The 16,614-nt window shown below is 69.3% G+C and carries 15 protein-coding genes, 1 tRNA gene, 1 other RNA gene and 1 pseudogene; 7 read left to right on the top strand and 11 right to left on the bottom strand.

What is annotated here, in order from left to right:
* Position 1 precedes the first annotated feature (1 nt).
* The 4 genes from L2Z93_RS01060 to L2Z93_RS01045 all read right to left on the bottom strand — a co-directional run bounded on the left by L2Z93_RS01060 (position 2) and on the right by L2Z93_RS01045 (position 4,007).
* Positions 2-2,110: a DNA polymerase III subunits gamma/tau gene (locus tag L2Z93_RS01060; RefSeq protein WP_090592146.1), complete on the bottom strand. Its 2,109-nt coding sequence runs from the start codon at positions 2,108-2,110 to the stop codon at positions 2-4.
* 31 nt (positions 2,111-2,141) lie between these two features.
* Positions 2,142-3,434 carry an aspartate aminotransferase type Ic gene (locus L2Z93_RS01055; RefSeq protein ID WP_090592142.1) on the bottom strand — a complete coding sequence of 431 codons (1,293 nt, stop codon included), beginning with the start codon at positions 3,432-3,434 and terminating at the stop codon, positions 2,142-2,144.
* Positions 3,435-3,482: 48 nt separating this feature from the next.
* An RNA gene (gene ffs / locus L2Z93_RS01050) (signal recognition particle sRNA small type) lies at positions 3,483-3,577 on the bottom strand.
* Between the two features lie 52 nt (positions 3,578-3,629).
* Positions 3,630-4,007, bottom strand: a complete 378-nt coding sequence (locus L2Z93_RS01045; RefSeq protein ID WP_090592138.1) for a hypothetical protein — start codon at positions 4,005-4,007, stop codon at positions 3,630-3,632.
* 85 nt (positions 4,008-4,092) lie between these two features.
* Here L2Z93_RS01045 and L2Z93_RS01040 point away from each other — a divergent pair, with 85 nt between their 5' ends.
* Positions 4,093-4,764, top strand: a complete 672-nt coding sequence (locus L2Z93_RS01040; RefSeq protein WP_128111781.1) for a hypothetical protein — start codon at positions 4,093-4,095, stop codon at positions 4,762-4,764.
* Positions 4,765-4,847: 83 nt separating this feature from the next.
* Here L2Z93_RS01040 and L2Z93_RS01035 read toward each other — a convergent pair whose 3' ends face one another.
* Both L2Z93_RS01035 and L2Z93_RS01030 read right to left on the bottom strand, forming a co-directional pair.
* On the bottom strand, positions 4,848-5,243 hold the full coding sequence (locus L2Z93_RS01035; RefSeq protein WP_090592130.1) for a type II toxin-antitoxin system VapC family toxin: 396 nt from the start codon (positions 5,241-5,243) through the stop codon (positions 4,848-4,850).
* A gap of 3 nt (positions 5,244-5,246) precedes the next feature.
* Positions 5,247-5,510: a type II toxin-antitoxin system Phd/YefM family antitoxin gene (locus L2Z93_RS01030; protein ID WP_090592210.1), complete on the bottom strand. Its 264-nt coding sequence runs from the start codon at positions 5,508-5,510 to the stop codon at positions 5,247-5,249.
* 75 nt (positions 5,511-5,585) lie between these two features.
* Between L2Z93_RS01030 and L2Z93_RS01025 the strand changes: the two genes are divergently transcribed.
* Positions 5,586-5,671 (top strand) — tRNA-Ser (locus tag L2Z93_RS01025).
* Between the two features lie 217 nt (positions 5,672-5,888).
* Positions 5,889-6,905, top strand: a complete 1,017-nt coding sequence (locus L2Z93_RS01020; protein ID WP_234812035.1) for a S1C family serine protease — start codon at positions 5,889-5,891, stop codon at positions 6,903-6,905.
* Positions 6,906-7,088: 183 nt separating this feature from the next.
* Here L2Z93_RS01020 and L2Z93_RS01015 read toward each other — a convergent pair whose 3' ends face one another.
* The 4 genes from L2Z93_RS01015 to L2Z93_RS01000 all read right to left on the bottom strand — a co-directional run bounded on the left by L2Z93_RS01015 (position 7,089) and on the right by L2Z93_RS01000 (position 11,418).
* Complete coding sequence (locus tag L2Z93_RS01015) at positions 7,089-8,699, bottom strand: HNH endonuclease signature motif containing protein (protein WP_260575493.1); 1,611 nt, start codon at positions 8,697-8,699, stop codon at positions 7,089-7,091.
* Between the two features lie 122 nt (positions 8,700-8,821).
* On the bottom strand, positions 8,822-9,331 hold the full coding sequence (locus L2Z93_RS01010) for a hypothetical protein (protein WP_193438885.1): 510 nt from the start codon (positions 9,329-9,331) through the stop codon (positions 8,822-8,824).
* Positions 9,332-9,355: 24 nt separating this feature from the next.
* Positions 9,356-10,384, bottom strand: a complete 1,029-nt coding sequence (locus tag L2Z93_RS01005) for a DNA polymerase domain-containing protein (protein ID WP_162561876.1) — start codon at positions 10,382-10,384, stop codon at positions 9,356-9,358.
* Positions 10,384-11,418: an ATP-dependent DNA ligase gene (locus L2Z93_RS01000; protein ID WP_438804072.1), complete on the bottom strand. Its 1,035-nt coding sequence runs from the start codon at positions 11,416-11,418 to the stop codon at positions 10,384-10,386. Before L2Z93_RS01000 ends, L2Z93_RS01005 begins: the two co-directional genes overlap by 1 nt.
* A 129-nt stretch (positions 11,419-11,547) precedes the next feature.
* Here L2Z93_RS01000 and L2Z93_RS00995 point away from each other — a divergent pair, with 129 nt between their 5' ends.
* The 4 genes and pseudogenes from L2Z93_RS00995 (at position 11,548) to L2Z93_RS00980 (ending at position 15,360) form a co-directional block, all read left to right on the top strand.
* Positions 11,548-12,168 (top strand): MBL fold metallo-hydrolase, encoded by a 621-nt coding sequence (locus tag L2Z93_RS00995; RefSeq protein ID WP_090587016.1) that lies wholly within the window; start codon positions 11,548-11,550, stop codon positions 12,166-12,168.
* Between the two features lie 32 nt (positions 12,169-12,200).
* Entirely contained in the window at positions 12,201-13,097 is an 897-nt protein-coding gene (gluQRS, locus tag L2Z93_RS00990; protein ID WP_090587019.1) for a tRNA glutamyl-Q(34) synthetase GluQRS, read from the top strand.
* A gap of 45 nt (positions 13,098-13,142) precedes the next feature.
* A pseudogene (locus L2Z93_RS00985) lies at positions 13,143-14,602 on the top strand (ABC transporter permease subunit).
* Complete coding sequence (locus L2Z93_RS00980) at positions 14,599-15,360, top strand: amino acid ABC transporter ATP-binding protein (protein ID WP_090587022.1); 762 nt, start codon at positions 14,599-14,601, stop codon at positions 15,358-15,360. The pseudogene L2Z93_RS00985 and the gene L2Z93_RS00980 overlap by 4 nt, the downstream one beginning before the upstream one ends.
* Positions 15,361-15,363: 3 nt before the next feature.
* Here the strand turns inward: L2Z93_RS00980 and L2Z93_RS00975 are convergent, their stop codons facing one another.
* Positions 15,364-16,602 carry a cytochrome P450 gene (locus tag L2Z93_RS00975; RefSeq protein WP_090587025.1) on the bottom strand — a complete coding sequence of 413 codons (1,239 nt, stop codon included), beginning with the start codon at positions 16,600-16,602 and terminating at the stop codon, positions 15,364-15,366.
* Positions 16,603-16,614: the final 12 nt, after the last annotated feature.

Here is a 16,614-nt window from a genome sequence, read left to right as displayed (position 1 = left end):
GCTATTCGAGCTTCCGGGCGCCCAACTCGTTCTTCAGCAACTCCAGCGCGATCTCCTCGGGGTCGCGGCGCGGGCCGGGGTCGGAGTCGTCGGCGGCTGCCTCCGCCAGCATCCGCTCTTCCTCGGCGCGCTGGCGCTCGGCCTCCGCGGCCCGGCGTTCCTCCTCGCTGGGGCGCGGTTCGGCCGGTGCCGTTCGCCGCACCTGCGGCGGGGTGCGGCGGGCCGGTTCCGGGGCGCGGCGCGCGGGCTCCGCGGCCGGGGCGTCCGCGGTGGCCGTCTCGCAGCGAACGTTCCACTCCACCCCGAGCGCGTCGCGCAGGGCGTCGCGGATGACCTCGACGTTGCGGGGTTCGGACAGCCGCTTGGCCAGCGGCGCCGAGTCATGGGTGAGCACCAGGGTGTCACCGTCGACGCCGCGGACGGTGGCGCCGGACAGCATCACCTCGGTGGTGCGGCTGCGGTCGCGGACCTTCTCCCGAACCGTAGTCCACATGGTGCGCACCGCGGTCGCGTCGGGCTGGCCGGGGACCGCGGAGGCCGGCTGAGGCGCGGGGGGCGATTGGGGTTCCGGCGCCGGTTCGGGTTCGGGCGTCGGGTCGGGCTCGGGTGACGGCTCCGGCGTTGGTTCAGGAGTCGGCTCAGGAGCGGGCCGCGGTTCTGGAACGGGCCGCGGTTCTGGAGCGGGCCGCGGTTCTGGAGCGGACCGCGGTTCAGGTGCGGGTCGCGGTTCTGGTGCGGGAGCGGGCAGAGCCGGAACAGCGGGTGCGGGCTCCGGTGGCTCGACCGCCGGCTTCACCTCGGACACCACCGTCGCCGCCGGAACCGACGGCTTGTCCTCGGCGGCAGCGGGTTTCGGGTCGGCGGACCGCTGGCTGGGTCGGCTGAACTGCCGGCTCGGCGACATCGCGCCGTCCCCGGCGGGCTGGGAGGCGGCCGCCTCGCCGGCCGGGATGGACATGTCCAGCCGGGTCTCGATGCGCTCGACCCGCTGCAGCAGCGCGGCCTCGGTGTCCGCCGCCGACGGCAGCAGCAGCCGCGCGCACATCACCTCCAGCAGCAGCCGGGGCGCCGTCGCGCCGCGCATCTCACCCAGCCCGTTGTGCACCACCTCGGCGTAGCGGGTGAGCGTCGCCGCGCCGATCCGCTCGGCCTGCGAGCGCATCTTGTCCAGCTCGTCCTCGGGCGCCTCCACCACGCCGCGGCTCGCGGCATCCGGCACCGCCTGCAGCACGATCAGGTCGCGGAAGCGCCCCAGCAGATCGGTGGCGAAGCGGCGCGGGTCGTGCCCGGCGTCGATCACCGACTCGACCGCCCCGAACAGCGCCGCGGAATCCCCCGCCGCCAGCGCCTCGACCGCGTCGTCGATCAGCCCGACGTCGGTGGCGCCCAGCAGCGCCAGCGCGCGCTGGTAGGCGACATGGTTGCCGTCGGCCCCGGCCAGCAGCTGGTCCAGCACGCTGAGGGTGTCGCGCGGCGAGCCGCCGCCGGCGCGAATCACCAACGGGTACACCGCGTCGTCGACCCGGACATCCTCGGCGGCGGTGATCTTCTCGATCAGCGAGCGCATGGTGCGCGGGGCCAGCAGCCGGAACGGGTAGTGGTGGGTGCGCGAGCGGATGGTCGGCAGCACCTTGTCCGGCTCGGTGGTGGCGAACACGAAGATCAGGTGCTCGGGCGGTTCCTCGACGATCTTTAGCAGCGCGTTGAAGCCCGCGGTGGTGACCATGTGGGCCTCGTCGATGATGAAGATCCGGTACCGCGACTGCGCCGGCGCGTAGAACGCGCGGTCACGCAACTCGCGGGTGTCGTCGACGCCGCCGTGGCTGGCCGCGTCGAGTTCGGTGACGTCGACGCTGCCGCCGCCGTTGGGGGCCAGCGCCACACACGACGGGCACACCCCGCACGGCGTCGGCGTCGGCCCCTGCTCACAGTTCAGCGAGCGGGCCAGGATGCGCGCCGAGGAGGTCTTGCCGCAGCCGCGGGGGCCGGAGAACAGGTAAGCGTGGTTGATTCGGCCGGCCGATAGGGCCGTCGACAGCGGCGCGGTGACGTGCTCCTGCCCGATCACCTCGGCGAACGTCGCCGGACGGTACTTGCGGTAGAGCGCCACGGAAGGAAGGTTACCCAGGAAGCCCGACAGGCTACTGCTCGGCCAGCAGCGACTCGGTCGCCGCCAGCAGGGCGCAGCTGGCCAGTCCGTCGATGGCGTCGCGCAGGTCCGCCGGCGACGGGAAGCTCGGGGCGATGCGGATATTGCGGTCCTCGGGGTCGCGGCCGTACGGGAACGACGCGCCCGCCGCGGTGACGGCGATGCCGGCGTCCTTGGCCAGCGCGACGGTCCGCTTCGCGGTGCCGGGCAGCACGTCGAGGCTGACGAAATAGCCGCCCTTCGGCTCGGTCCAGGAAGCGATCTTCGAGTCGCCGAGCCGGTCCTCCAGGATCTCCAGCACGGTGGCGAACTTGGGGGCCAGGATCTCCTGGTGGCGCAGCATGTGCCGGCGCACCCCGGCGGCGTCGCCGAAGAACCGCTCGTGGCGCAGCTGGTTGAGCTTGTCCGGTCCGATGGTCTTCTTGCCGGCGTACTTCGTGTACCAGGCGATATTGGCCGCCGAGGCGCCGAAGAAGCAGACACCGGCGCCGGCGAAGGTGATCTTGGAGGTGGAGGCGAACACATATGGCCGGTTGCCGAAGCCGGCCTCCTCGGCCAGGCCGAGCACGTCGACCTGCTCGACGAAGTCGCCGGTCAGGGTGTGCACCGGGTACGCGTTGTCCCAGAACAGCCGGAAATCCGGCGCCGCGGTCTGCATCTGGGCGAGCCGCCGGACCTTCTCCGCGGAGTAGGTCGCGCCGGTCGGGTTGGAGTACACCGGGACGCACCACATGCCGCGGATCGCCGAGTCTTCGGCCACCAGCTCCTCGATGAGGTCGACGTCGGGGCCGTCGTCGAGCATCGGGACGGCGATCATCTCGACGCCGACGGTTTCGGTGATCGCGAAGTGCCGGTCGTAGCCGGGCGACGGGCACAGGAACTTCACCCCGGTGCCGTCGCGCAGTTCGTCGATCCAGGGCCGCGGGGAGTCCACACCGCCGTGCAGCATGGAATACATCACCGTGTCGTGCATGAACTCCAGGCTGGCGTTGTTGCCGGCGATCAGGTTCGACATCGGGATGCCGAGGAGTTCGGCGAAGATGGCGCGAATCCCGGGCAGACCGGTGATGCCGCCGTAGTTGCGGGCGTCGGTGCCCTCGTCGTCGCGGTAGGCGCCCGGGCCGGGCAGGCCGAGCATGGCGTCGGCGAGGTCGAGTTGTTCCGGCGACGGTTTGCCGCGCGTGAGGTCCAGCGAGAGGTTCTTGGACTGCAGCTCGGCGTATGCCTGACGCTGCTTGTCGTTTTCGGCCTGCAACTCGGCGGGGCCGAGGGAATAGAACGACACCTTGGGTGGCCTTTCGCCGGTCACGACGGAACTGCGCAGGTCAGAAGTGATAGGGGACCCCGCGCACCCGCCAGAGCCCATTGACCCTTGCTGCCTTCCGGCCCTGGGGGAGTTCACAGGATGGACGCCGCGCGGGGTCCACCGAGCAGTGTAGTACGACGGGTGGCCGGCACGGTCCCCGGTCGTGACGGTCGATCAGCAGGGGGTGATCGGCTGCATCACGACCACCTCGACATTGGTGTAGCTGTCGCCGGCGTGCGCGCAGGTCGGCACACCGTTGATCAAATGCATCAATCCGCCGGTGGCCCCGAACTTCTTGTCATGCTCGCTCTGCTGATTCTGCTGAGCCGCCTGGTTCGCCTGGTCGACGGCGTCCTTGGCCTGGTCGATCGCGGACTGCGCCTGATCGGCGGCGTCGTCCCGCTTGTCCTGCTCGTCCTCGTTCTGCTGCGTCTCATCCGGGTTGGCCGGATCGTCGGCGTAGGCCGTCGGCGCCCAGATCACCGCTCCGGCGGCAGCCAGCGCCAACGCCTTGAGCAGTATCGCGCGCTTGTCGCTATGTGCCATGGTCACTCCCCCAGATCCTCGAAACAGGACCCAAAGCGTCGCGTGACCTGCTGCGATGCGCTGCCAATCGGCGCTCTGCAAGACTGGGCAGATGGCCACTGTGAGAGCGTGGACAAGGATCGGGCCGCTGGCGGCTGCCGCCCTGATCGTCACTTCCTGCGGGATCGGTCTGGCCGAACCCGAACCCAGTTCGCCCGGCACCACACCGACCAGTGATTCGTCGGCGGGAGCCTGCCCGTCGGATCCGGTGTCGAAGACGAGCGCCCCCGACCCGCTGATCAGCGGGTTCACCGAGTACGAAACGGTGAACCTCGCCGATTTCCACACCTACGAGGACTACGGGTGGAACGGCGCGCAGTTCGAAACCTGCGGCGGCGTGCGGTGCAGGCTCTACGACGGGCCGAACTCCTGGCAGTACTACGCGATGGTCTACTGCTGGGGACGGCTGCCAGGACTTCCCGAGGAGCAGAACTACGCCAAGGTCGACGGGACCGCGTCGTTCGGCTACCGCGACCCCGCTGAGCTGGAGGTTTCCGGGATGCCACGCAAGCCCATCGACCCGGCCGACTATCACCTGCTGGCGCCCGGCCAGAAGATCGTGATGCCCGGCGCGCGGTCCGGTTCGGCGGACCCGACGAGCAACGCCGCGGTGTGCGCGGCCGGACCGGGCGGCAAGGTCACCTGCGAGATCCAGAACGGTGAGTTCGTCGATGGCGCGACGCACGGGTTCGTGCTGTCGCCGGACGGCAGCCGCACCTACTAAGGCCGCCTCGCCGGTGACTGTGGATCGCAATTCTTTGCCGCAGTGACGGTAGGGCGATATCCGGCCCGAATATCGCCCTACCGTCACTGGGAAGGCGCAAGAACCGCGATCCCGTGGGCCCGTGCGGCAGCCGCCATCCGGTCGTCGTAGGTGACCATGCCGGCGAGGTCGTCTCCCAGTTCGAGCGCGGCCGCAATGTGCACGGCGTCAAGGCTGCGCAGGACCGTCGGGTCCAGAAGAGCGGCCGCTTCGAAGGTCGCAGTGCTGACAGTGCTGAGGATGATCGAGTCGAGGACCGCCCGCGCCTCAACCAGACGCTCTGGGGCCACTCGCCGGACCGCGCGCAGCAATTCCGTGCGAGTCACGTCCGACGACACCAATGCCGCGCTTTCGCCTGCAATCCAGTCCCTCAACGCGGGTGTTTCCGGCTCGGCGACGACCAACTTCACCAGCGCCGAAATGTCGACGTAGTAGGCCACGGCTCAGTAGCGCTCGGCGTCGCGCATCTTCGACAGCTCCGCCGACAGGCTCGGTCCGGGGGTCGGCGCGGGCAGCTTGCGAATATCGCGGCGCGGCGGACGTGCTCTTCCTGCGGCGAGCAATCGCTGCAGCGGAGTGGCCGGGAGCGGGGACAACTGGGCCACCGGGCGTCCACGATCGGTGATGATGACCACCGATCCGGCGGCGGCGTCAGCGACAACCGCCGAGGCGTTCTGCTTGAGCGCCCGAATGCCGACCTCAGTCATGTGCTTCATTGTAGCTCAACGCTTCGGCGCTCAGCCGGTCAAAACCGGTCCCGGCGCTACGGTAAACTCTGCGACGGAGGATTCGCCTAGTGGCCTATGGCGCTCGCCTGGAACGCGGGTTGGGTTAACAGCCCTCAGGGGTTCAAATCCCCTATCCTCCGCACCCGACCCGGGTGCCCAGCCGCCGCGGTGGGCACCCGGGTCATATTTTTGTTTCTGGCCGACGCCGCGCCGTAGCCGCACGGTCTGCGCAGGTGAGCTGCGACACGAACGGGGGCGACGGAGTAACGTCCGACCCCGATGCACCGAGGAAAAGACATGGTCGAGGAAACCCATCGGCGCCCGGGGTCCACAGGGCGGAAACGATTGCTGGCCCTGGTGCTGGCGCCCCTACTGGCAATGCTCGGACTGCTCGTCGCTCCGGCAACCGCATGGGCAGACCCGATGGACGTCAACGCCGCCATCGCGCAGGTGGAACCCGGCCTGGTCAAGATCGACACCCTCAACGATTTCGCCGGCCTGGTCGGCAACGGCACCGGCATCGTGCTCAGCCCCGAAGGCGTGGTGCTGACCAACCACCACGTCATCCAGGGCGCCAACTCCATTCGGGTGACCAGCGTCGGCAACGGCCAGACCTACGACGCCGACGTGCTCGGCTACTCCCGCGGCAACGACGTCGCGGTGCTGCAGCTGCGCGGCGCCTCCGGGCTGCCCGTGGCTCCGCTGGGCTCGGTGTCGAACCTGCGCGTCGGCGACCCGGTGCTAACCATCGGCAACGCCAACGGAACCGCGCATCCGCTCACCCACGAAACCGGCACGGTGACCAGCCTGGACACCGCCGTCGATGTGGAGGACCAGAGCACCAACACCACGCACCAGATGGGTGGGCTGATCGAGTCGTCGACCAATCTGCGCGCCGGCGACTCCGGCGGCGCGCTGGTCAACGCAGCCGGTCAGATCGTCGGGATGAACGCCGCGGCCACCATCACCTACCGGATCGACGGCAGTGGCGCCGATCCGGCCGGCCAGGGCTTCGCGATCCCGATCGACCGGGCGCTGGGGCTGGCCAATCAGATCCGCGCCAATGAGGGCTCGCCGTTCGTGCACGTCGGCCCGTCGGCGATGCTCGGCATCGGCATCGACGCCGGCGGTCCGAACCGGCCCGAAGGCCTGCCGATCCGCTCGGTGCTGCGCGACGGCCCCGCCGCTCGCGTCGGGATCGCGCCGGGTGATGTGCTGACGACCATCGACGGCACCCCGATCGACTCGTCGAACACCCTGACCGGACTGCTCGACCAGCGGCACGCCGGCGACGTGGTCACGGTGAACTGGGTGGATCAGAGCGGCACTCCGCGCACCGCCCAGGTGACGCTGATCCCCGGCCCGGTCAGCTGAGGTTCGGCTCTTCGCGTTTTGCGCCCGCCCCCGCGCTGATTCATTCCTGAGCTTCGTCGGTGTAGTCGTCGGGGAGTTCGCACAGGAATTTGGCTTCGGCGACGGCTTGTTCGAACCAGGTCAGTTCCGCGTCGGGCGGGAAACTCGGACGGATCTTGGCCCGGTGGCCCGTTGTTCGCGGCCCTAGCTTTTTGAGCCTTGGGGTGGGTCCGTCCCGGGTGGGTGTTGGTGTCGGAACCGTTTGTGGAAGTGGGCGAGCATGTCGGCGGGTTGATGATGCGGGTTGACCCGCGGCTGGCCGTGATCCAAGTGTGCTGGTGGGGTCCATTCGATGCGTCCGTCGGGGTTGAGGTGGGTGGTCCAGTTCTGGGTGTCGGCCATGGTGTTGTCACCGCCGCAGGCCAAGCCGAGGTCGTCGATATCGGTGCGGCCCTCTCGACCACGCCCGTAGGGGGTCAGGTGATGCGCTTGGCAGCGGTAGGCACTACGGGTACACCCGGGCTTCGTACATCCCTTGTCCCGGGCGAACAAGACCAACCGCTGATCGGCTGAGGCGAGACGCTTGGTCCGCCCGAGCCATAGTGGTCGGCCGCGTCCGTCGAAGATCACCAGATAGTGCAGGGCGTGGGAGGCCATTCGCAGGAAATCACTCATCGGAACCATCGACCCGCCCGCAGTCACCGCCCACCCCGTCAAAGCGGCCGGCACGTCGGGGGTCGGGAGTCCGGCAGGATCAGTGGCGGTCGGGTCCTCGCCTGCTTCCCGCACGGCCGGGGTCACCGGGCCGCCGCTCGGGGCGCCCGGGCCCGCGATCGTCACCACCGGGTCGGTGACCGCCGCGCCCCCGAGATCGGCGCGCACCCCACCGTGGGCCGCGGCGTTCAGCTCCGCAAGTGTCGTCGTCACAATCACCGTGACGGGTAGTCCGTTGTGTTGCCCGAGGTCGCCGGAGGCCAGCAGTGCCCGCATCGCCGCGACCAGGGCGTCGTGGTTGCGCTGGGCGATCGTGCGCCGATCACCCTGAATCTGCTCCTCCGACGGTGTTCCCGAGACACAGGGGTGTTCATCGGCGGGATTGCACATGCCCGGCGCCGCCAACTTCTCCAGGATGGGTTCCAGGGTGGCCCACGCTTCGGGGGTCAACCGCGCCCGCAGGTTGCGCATCCCATCGTGGGTCTGTGCGCCGACGGACAGGCCGCGGGCGGCGGCGCGGCGCCGATCGGCGAAGTCCCCGTCCGGGTCGAGGACCATGAGCAGCATGGTCGCCAGTTTGCTCAAATGCGAGGGCCCGTACTGCGTGGCGAGCTCGGCCAACTCCTTCTCGGCATCAGCCCGGGTCTCCGGATCCACCGCCGCCGGGATCTTCGCGTAGGTGTCTCGCACGATGGCGACCTGTTCCGGGCCGATCACCCCGTCCGCCACCCCTTGGGCGACCGACGGCATCACCGGCTCCAAAGGTTGCCCATCCACCGCGGTGCGCGGCCCCAGGTCGGCGGCCTCAGCCAGACGCCGTCGGGCGACGCCGCGGGAGATCCGCAGACGCTCCTCCAACACGAGGGTGAGGTTCGCCGCCCCCAACACCCCCGGATTGCCGTCAGCCACCAACCGGGCGAGCAGTCGGTGGTCGGCCGCCGGGGCCCGCCACGCGAGCGCCTCCCGGCGCGCGAGCACCTCCAAAATCTCCTCCGACGAGAGCGCGTCGAGGGACGCCGAAGCCAGGACGTGGTGGGCGGTTTCGGCCTGCGCGAGGGCGGCGAAGATCGCTTCCCGGTCGGCGTAGGCGTTGCTGCTCATAGCAAGAACGCTATACCTCGGGTCCGACAAGTTCCGTTGCGAGACAACGGAAAACAGGCCCTTTGGATTGAGATTTCTATGAGAAATTTCGGGCGACAATCCGCGCTCGCCGCGGATCAGATTCAGCCCTCGGGCTGAGTTGAAACCGGGGCCTCAACCTCACCGCTGGTGACCGGCATGGGGCCTTCGATTGCCGCGACCCGGGTGACCTTGGCGTCCAGCTTGGCGTTCTTGGGACCGTCGACGGCGACCCCCTGCAGCATCCGGGCCTGACCGTCGTGCACGGTGAACGAACCGGGCTGCGGCTTCTGCCCGCCGACCACTTCGTAGTACACCGTGAACGGCGTCGTCGGCAGCGGATGCATGCCGCGATACTCCGGCTGGATCGAGTACACGTAGGTGCAGATGTTTGCTGTGGCGCAGTGCTGGTCGGTCACCTGCACAGCAACCAGGAACTCACCCGGCGTCGGCACGGTGGCCGTCGGCGTCGCCCAGGACTGATCCGGGGCGGCCTGCTCCTGCGCGCCGGAATGCGTGATCAGGTACATGGTGACCCCGACGACGCCGATCAGCATGGCGGCGACGGCGATGGCCGCCAGCACCTTCCGCACCGTTTGGACTCCCCCGCGCACCCGCTCACCCTACGGCAGCTCGGCCTATTCCCAGTGCTCGGCGACCTTCTTGCTCGGCTGCACCCGGGGCGGCTCGCCCGGCATCTTCGGGTAGTTCGGCGGGTACGGCATATCGCCGAGTCCACGCTCGGTGTCGGCCTCCACCAGCTCCAACAGCGGCTCCAGGGACTGCGGGTTAGCGTCCATCTCGGCCCACGGGTCATCCCGGCCGGCGACGATGTCCGCCGCGGTCAGCAGGGTGTAATCATCCGGGTCCGCGTCGACCAGCGTCTCCCAGCTCAGCGGCATGGACACCGTCGCGATGCGGGTGCGGCGCACCGAATACGCCGACGCCATGGTGCGGTCCCGGGCCGTCTGGTTGAAGTCGACGAAAATGCGTTGTCCGCGTTCTTCTTTCCACCACGACGCCGTCACCTGATCGGGCGCGCGGCGCTCCAGTTCCCGGGCCACCGCGATGGCCGCGCGGCGCACCGCGATGAAATCCCACTCCGGACGGATCCGCAGGTACACGTGCACGCCGCGGCCGCCGGAGGTCTTCGGATAGCCGACCAGACCGAGTTCGTCGAGCAGCGGCTTGAGCACCTCACACGCGACGGTCCGCGCTTCGACGAACCCGGTGCCGGGCTGTGGGTCCAGATCGATGCGCAGCTCGTCGGGATGCTCGACGTCAGGCGCCCGCACCGGCCACGGGTGCAGCGTCACCGACCCCATCTGCGCCGCCCACACGATCGCCGCGGGGGTGGTGACGCACAGCGTCTCGGCGGTGCGCCCGGACGGGAAGGTGACCGTGACGCCGTCCAGATACTCGGGGCGTTTGGCCGGCAGTCGCTTCTGGTAGATCTCCTCGCCGTCGATGCCATCGGGGAAACGCTGCAGGTGGGTAGGACGGTCGCGCAGCGCGGTGAACATTGGACCGAGGGCCACCGCGCGGTAGTAGTCGATCAGCGCGCCCTTGCTGCCCGCGGCGCCCAGATCCGGGAAATACACCTTGTCCCGGTTGGTGATTCGGACAGCGACGCCGTCGACGTCGAGCTCTTCGGCGGGTGCGGCCATCAGCTCTCCAACACGTCGTAGAAATCGTAGCTCGTCGGCACATCGAGCTGGTCGAAGGTGCAACTGCGCGGATCCCGGTCGGGCCGCCAGCGCCGGAACTTCACCGCGTGCCGGAACCGCCGGCCAGGTCCGGCGCCCTCCATCTGGTCGTAGCCGACCTCGGCGACGCGTTCCGGGCGGATCGGGATCCAGCGTTTGTCGGCCGCGGAGTTCCACCGGCTGGGTTCGCCGTCGCGCACCAGATCGGGCTCCAGGCGCAGCGGCTCCAGCTCGGCGAGCAGCTGGTCGCGGGCGGCGGCGGTGAACGACGCCGCGCCGCCGACCATCTGCGGTTCGCCGTCGTCGTTGTAGAGGCCGAGCAGGATGGAGCCGACACCGCGGCCGGACTTGTGCACCCGGTAGCCGATTGCCACGCAGTCGGCGTCGCGAGAGTGCTTGACCTTGACCATCTCCCGCTTGCCGGGCAGGTAGGGCCCGCCCAGCCGCTTGGCGATCACACCGTCCAGGCCGGCGCCCTCGAACGTCGTCAACCACTGCTGCCCCAGCTCCGGGTCCTCGGTGGCGCGGGTGAGGTGACACCAAGACGCCGGGCGAATCAGCTCCCGCAGCGCGGCCCGACGTTCCACGAACGGCCGGTCCAGCAGCTCCTCACCGTCGCTCGACAACGCGTCGAAACCGATGAAATGCGCGGGCGTTTCCTGCGACAACAATCGAATCCTGCTGTCCGCCGGGTGGATTCGCTGTGATAGCGCGTCCCAGTCCAGCCGGGTGCGGCCGTCGACCTGACGCGGCACAACGATCTCGCCGTCCAGCGCGCATCGCGGAGCGGTCTCGGCGGCCAGGGCGTCGAGCAGTTCCGGGAAGTAGCGGCCGAGATCCTTGTTGGAGCGCGAACGGATTTCGATGTCGTCGCCGTCGCGGAACACTAGGGCGCGGAAGCCGTCCCACTTGGGCTCATACGACCACACCCCCGGGTCGACAGGCACCGCGGTCGCCGCCTTGGCCAGCATCGGCTCGATCCCGGGCAGGTTCACGTCTCCCATCCTGTCCTCAACACGGCCGGATGACCAGTGCTGTCGCCACATCGGAATCCACATCGGAATACCCGAGCCCGGGTACCCGTTGTACGGGAAAACAACGCGCAGAGGGCGAAAGGAGCCGACATGCGCCAGCTTTACCCCGACCTGTGGGAGACGCGCACCGACAATCCGTTCCCGGGGCTGACCACCCACGCATACCTGTGGACCGGCGGACCGGACGGCAACGTGCTGTTCTACTCCACCCTCACCGACGCCGATTTCGACGCGATCGAGGAACTCGGCGGCATCAGCCACCAGTACCTGTCGCACCGGGACGAGGCCGGCCCGACGCTGGGCCGCATCGCCGCCAGGTTCGGCGCCCGGCTGCACGCCCCCGCGCTGGAGGCCGGCGATATCTCCGAGCACGGCCGGATCGCGGTCCCGCTGGCGGCGCGGCACGTCGACGACAACGGCGTCGAGGTCATCCCGACGCCGGGTCACACTCCCGGCAGCACCAGTTACCTGGTCACCGGGGCCGACGGACTGCGCTACCTGTTCACCGGCGACACCATCTACCGCGGTGAGGACGGCGCTTGGAACGTCGGGCTGCTGCCGTTCAGCGACGCTCCGACGCTCGACGCGAGTCTGGTGTTGCTGGCCACCCTGGAACCCGACGTGGTGATCTCCAGCGCGTTCGCGGGCGAGCACGCCGCGCTCCGGCTCGACACACCGTGGGCCGAGTTGGTGGAGCAAGCCCGGAACTGACGGTCACCTCGCCCGGGACTAGATTTCGGGGCGTGGGCGAACAGAGATCCGGCCGGTTCGCGCCCAGCCCGTCGGCCGACCTGCACATCGGCAACCTGCGCACCGCGGTGCTCGCGTGGCTGTTCGCCCGATCCTCCGGGCGGCGGTTCCTGCTGCGCGTGGAGGACCTCGACGACCGCACCTTCCCCGACGTCGCCGCCCGCCAGATCGCCGACCTGGTCGCCATCGGGATCACCTGGGACGAACCGCCGCAGTTCCAACACGAGCACGCCCGCCGGTACAACACCATCGTCGACGAATTGCTGGCCGCCGGGATGGCCTACGAATGCTATTGCAGCCGAAAGGAAATCCTCGCCGCGTCGCGCGCCCCGCACGCGCCGCAGGGCGCCTACCCCGGAACGTGCCGCGGACTGACCGGCGCCCAGCGGGCCGAGAAGCGCGCGGCATCCGGACGGCCGCCCGCCTTGCGGCTGCGCGCGCAACAGACCGAGCACACCGTCACCGACCTGCTGCGCGGCTACTACACCGGCGTGGTCGACGACTTCGTGCTGCGCCGGTTCGACGGCGTGCCGGCCTACAACCTGGCCGTCGTCGTCGATGACGGGGCGGCAGGCATCGATCAGGTGGTGCGCGGCGAAGACCTGCTGTCGTCGGCGCCGCGGCAGGCGTATCTGGCGTCGCTGCTGGGCCTGCCCGCCCCGGTGTACGCCCACGTCCCGCTGGCGCTGAACGCCGACGGCAAACGGCTGGCCAAGCGCGACGGCGCGGTCGGGTTGGCCGAGATCGGCGTCGGGGCCGCGCTGCGCCAGATCGCGGACTCGCTCGGCTACCGCAGCGACACCGTCGACGGCATGCTCGCCGAGTTCGACCCGAACCGACTGCCGCGGGAGCCCTGGGTATACCGGCCCGGCCGACAAGACTCCGCCTGAGCCGAATCCTTCCACTGCCGCGAAGGGCTTGTTACCGTCCGCGCGGTGGGCCCAAAACGAATAATCCTGGCGCTGCTGGCCGCTTGCGCGCTGGTGCTGGCAGGCTGCGGCGCGAAACAAGCCGGCGGTGACGACCCCATCGCCTCCGCTGGTGTGCTGCGGGTGGGGACCGAGGGCGTCTACGCGCCGTTCACCTTCCACGATCCGGCGACCGGCGAGCTGGCCGGCTATGACGTGGACGTGGCCCGGGCGGTCGGCGAACGCCTCGGGGTGCCGGTAGAGTTCGTCGAGACCCCGTGGGATTCCATCTTCGCGGCGCTGGAGGCCGACCGGTTCGACGTGGTGGCCAACGAGGTGACCATCACCGACGAGCGCAAGGCCCGCTACGACCTGTCCGAGCCCTACTCGGTGGGCGAAGGGGTGATCGTCACCCGCGCCGACGACGACAGCATCACCTCCCTCGACGACATCCGCGGCAGGACCGCCGGGGAGAACGCCACCAGCAACTGGGGCCAGATCGCCCGCGACAACGGCGCCAAGGTCGAGGTGGTGGAAGGCTTCACTCAGGCCATCAAGCTGCTCAACCAGGGCCGCGTCGACCTGGTGATCAACGACAGCATCGCGGTGTACGCCTACCTCGCCGAGACCGGGGACACCTCGGTCCGGATCGCCGGGACCACCGGGCAGAAGAGCGAGCAGGGTTTCGCCGCCCGCAAGGACAGCGGCCTGCTGCCGGAGTTGAACCGGGCGCTCGAGGAATTGCGCGACGACGGCACGTTGACCACCATCTCGCAGCGCTATCTGCGCGCCGACGCCACCGGGGCCACCGAGCCGGGGAAGGCCGAGCCGCGCTCGACGTGGAAGCTGATCGGCGACAACTTGGTCCCGCTGGCCAAGGCCGCGGTCACCAAGACGATCCCGCTGACCGTGATCAGCTTCGTCATCGGGTTGGCGCTGGCGCTGCTGGTGGCGCTGGCCCGATTGTCGCCGAGCCGGGTGCTGAGCAACCTGGCCCGGCTCTACATCTCGATCATCCGCGGCACGCCGCTGCTGGTGCAGCTGTTCATCGTGTTCTACGCGCTGCCCGAACTCGGGGTGCGCATCGACCCGTTCCCGGCGGCGATCATCGCGTTCAGCCTCAATGTTGGCGGCTACGCGGCCGAAATCATTCGCGGCGCGATCCAGTCCATCCCGAAGGGGCAGTGGGAGGCGGCCGAGACGATCGGGATGAACTACCCGACGACGTTGCGCCGGATCGTATTGCCGCAGTCCGCCCGGGTGGCGGTGCCGCCGCTGTCGAACACGTTGATCTCGCTGGTGAAGGACACCTCACTGGCCTCGACGATCCTGGTGACCTGCGCACCGCGCAGATCGCCGCGGCGCCCACGTTCGAGTTCTTCGCGTTGTACGGCACCGCGGCGGTGTACTACTGGGTGATCTGCCTGGTGCTGTCGTTCGGCCAGAACCGCGTCGAAGAGCGTCTGGAAAGGCACATATCGCGATGAGCGAGAAAGAAATCCGGGTGGACGCCCGGGAGATCCGAAAATCGTTCGGGGACAACGAGGTGCTCAAGGGTGTCTCGTTCACCGTGCCCCGCGGCAGCGCGACGGCCATCATCGGCCCGTCGGGTTCGGGCAAGACGACCCTGCTGCGCACCCTCAACGCACTCGACGTGCCGGACTCCGGGGTGATCCGGGTCGGCGACGAGGAGGTCGACTTCTCGGCGAACCCGGGCAAGGCCGAGCTGCGGCGCTACCGGGCCCAAAGCGGGTTCGTGTTCCAGTCGCACAACCTGTTTCCGCACAAGACGGTGCTGCAGAACGTGACGGAGGGCCCGCTCGTGGTGCAGAAGCGCCCGGCCGAGCAGGTCCGCTCGGAGGCGCTGGCGTTGCTGGACCAGGTCGGTCTGGCGAACAAGAGCGACGCCTACCCGTACCAGTTGTCCGGCGGTCAGCAGCAGCGCGTCGGAATCGCGCGGGCGTTGGCGCTGGCGCCCAAAGTGGTGTTGTTCGACGAGCCGACCTCGGCGCTGGACCCCGAACTCGTCGGCGAGGTGCTCTCGGTGATCAAGGATCTGGCCACCGAGGGTTGGACCCTGCTGGTGGTCACCCACGAGATCCAGTTCGCCCGCGGGGTGTCGGATCAGGTGCTGTTCACCGACGGCGGGATCATTCTGGAGCAGGGTCCGCCGGAGCAGGTGATCGGCGACCCCGCCCAGGACCGGACCCGGCAGTTCCTGCAGCGAATCCTCAACCCGCTCTAACGCTCAGCCGATAACCGGCAAACTGGCCAGCCCGCGCAGCGTGACGTTCGGTTTGTAGAACGGCTCGCCGGTCGGCCGCGCGTCCGGGAACTTGGCGGCCAGCGCCGAGAGCGCCAGGCAGGCCTCCAACCGGGCCAGCGGCGCGCCGAGACAGAAGTGCGGACCGAGCCCGAAGGCCAGGTGGCGGTTCGGTGAGCGGTCCGGGTCGAACTCGTCCGGGCGGTCGTAGAAGCTCGGGTCGCGCTGCGCGGCGGCCAGCATGAGCATCATGGTGTCGCCCTTGGGCACGGTGACCGATCCGATGGTCATATCCGCTCCCGCGATCCGCGAGGTCAGCTGGACCGGCGGGTCGAAGCGCAGCGTCTCCTCCACGATGGCCGCGGCGCGCGCCGGGTCGGCGCTCAGCGCCCGCCAGTGCCGCAGCTCGCGCAGCATGGCCAGCACCGCATTGGCGATCAGGTTCACCGTCGTCTCATGCCCCGCGATGAGCAGCAGATTGCAGGTCGCGACGATCTCCTCGGCGGACAGCTGGTCGCCGTCCTCCTCGGCGGCGATCAGCTCGGAGATCAGGTCGGACTGCGGCTGCGCGCGCCTCGTTTCGACGAGGTCGCGCAGGTAGGTCCGCAGCCACATGCCAGCCTCCAGCCGCTCGTCCATGTCGGCGGGCAGTTCCCCGGTGACGGCGACGAACGGGTCCAGGCCCTGGGCCAGCAGCGCCGACGCGCGGCTGAACTGCGGCTCGTCGGACATCGGCACGCCGAGCAGCCGGCAGATCACCGCGACCGGCAGCGGGTAGGCCAGATCGGCGATGACGTCGAACTCGACGCCGGGTTCCAGCTGGGTCAGCAGCCCGTCGATCAGCGCGACGATCTCCGGCTCCAGCGCCTTGACCACCCGCGGCGAGAACGCCTGCTGGGCGAGTTTGCGCAGCCGGGTGTGGTCCGGCGGGTCGAGGAACAGGAATCCGGGCGCGCCGAACGGACGGGCCACCGCGCCGGCGGCGATCTCGCGCTGCGCGGCGGTGGAGGTCAGCCGGTCATTCGACGAGTCGGGGTGGCGCAGTATCTGGTCGCAGTCGGCGTAGGAGGAGAACACCGCCAGATTGGCGGCCGGCAGCCGCACCGGGGTCAGCTCCGCGATCTCCGCGTAGACCGGATACGGGTCGGCCCGGGTGGCCGGGTCGAGCATCTTGATCAGCAATTGCTGCGGGGAATCGACCTTTGACTCCTGGGCTGTCGTCATCTGCCCATTCTG

This window comes from Mycolicibacterium brumae, assembly GCF_025215495.1.
GTDB lineage: Bacteria > Actinomycetota > Actinomycetes > Mycobacteriales > Mycobacteriaceae > Mycobacterium > Mycobacterium brumae.
Note: the sequence above shows the minus strand (reverse complement) of the source record. Positions and strands in the feature narration are given on the sequence as shown.

Excerpts from the sequence above, each read along its gene's own strand:
- L2Z93_RS01040 (WP_128111781.1), top strand. The coding sequence starts at position 4,093 with ATGGCCACTGTGAGAGCGTGGACAAGGATCGGGCCGCTGGCGGCTGCC.
- L2Z93_RS01030 (WP_090592210.1), bottom strand. The coding sequence starts at position 5,510 with ATGACTGAGGTCGGCATTCGGGCGCTCAAGCAGAACGCCTCGGCGGTT.
- L2Z93_RS01015 (WP_260575493.1), bottom strand. The coding sequence starts at position 8,699 with ATGAGCAGCAACGCCTACGCCGACCGGGAAGCGATCTTCGCCGCCCTC.
- L2Z93_RS01005 (WP_162561876.1), bottom strand. The coding sequence starts at position 10,384 with ATGGCCGCACCCGCCGAAGAGCTCGACGTCGACGGCGTCGCTGTCCGA.
- L2Z93_RS00995 (WP_090587016.1), top strand. The coding sequence starts at position 11,548 with ATGCGCCAGCTTTACCCCGACCTGTGGGAGACGCGCACCGACAATCCG.
- L2Z93_RS00980 (WP_090587022.1), top strand. The coding sequence starts at position 14,599 with ATGAGCGAGAAAGAAATCCGGGTGGACGCCCGGGAGATCCGAAAATCG.
- L2Z93_RS00975 (WP_090587025.1), bottom strand. The coding sequence starts at position 16,602 with ATGACGACAGCCCAGGAGTCAAAGGTCGATTCCCCGCAGCAATTGCTG.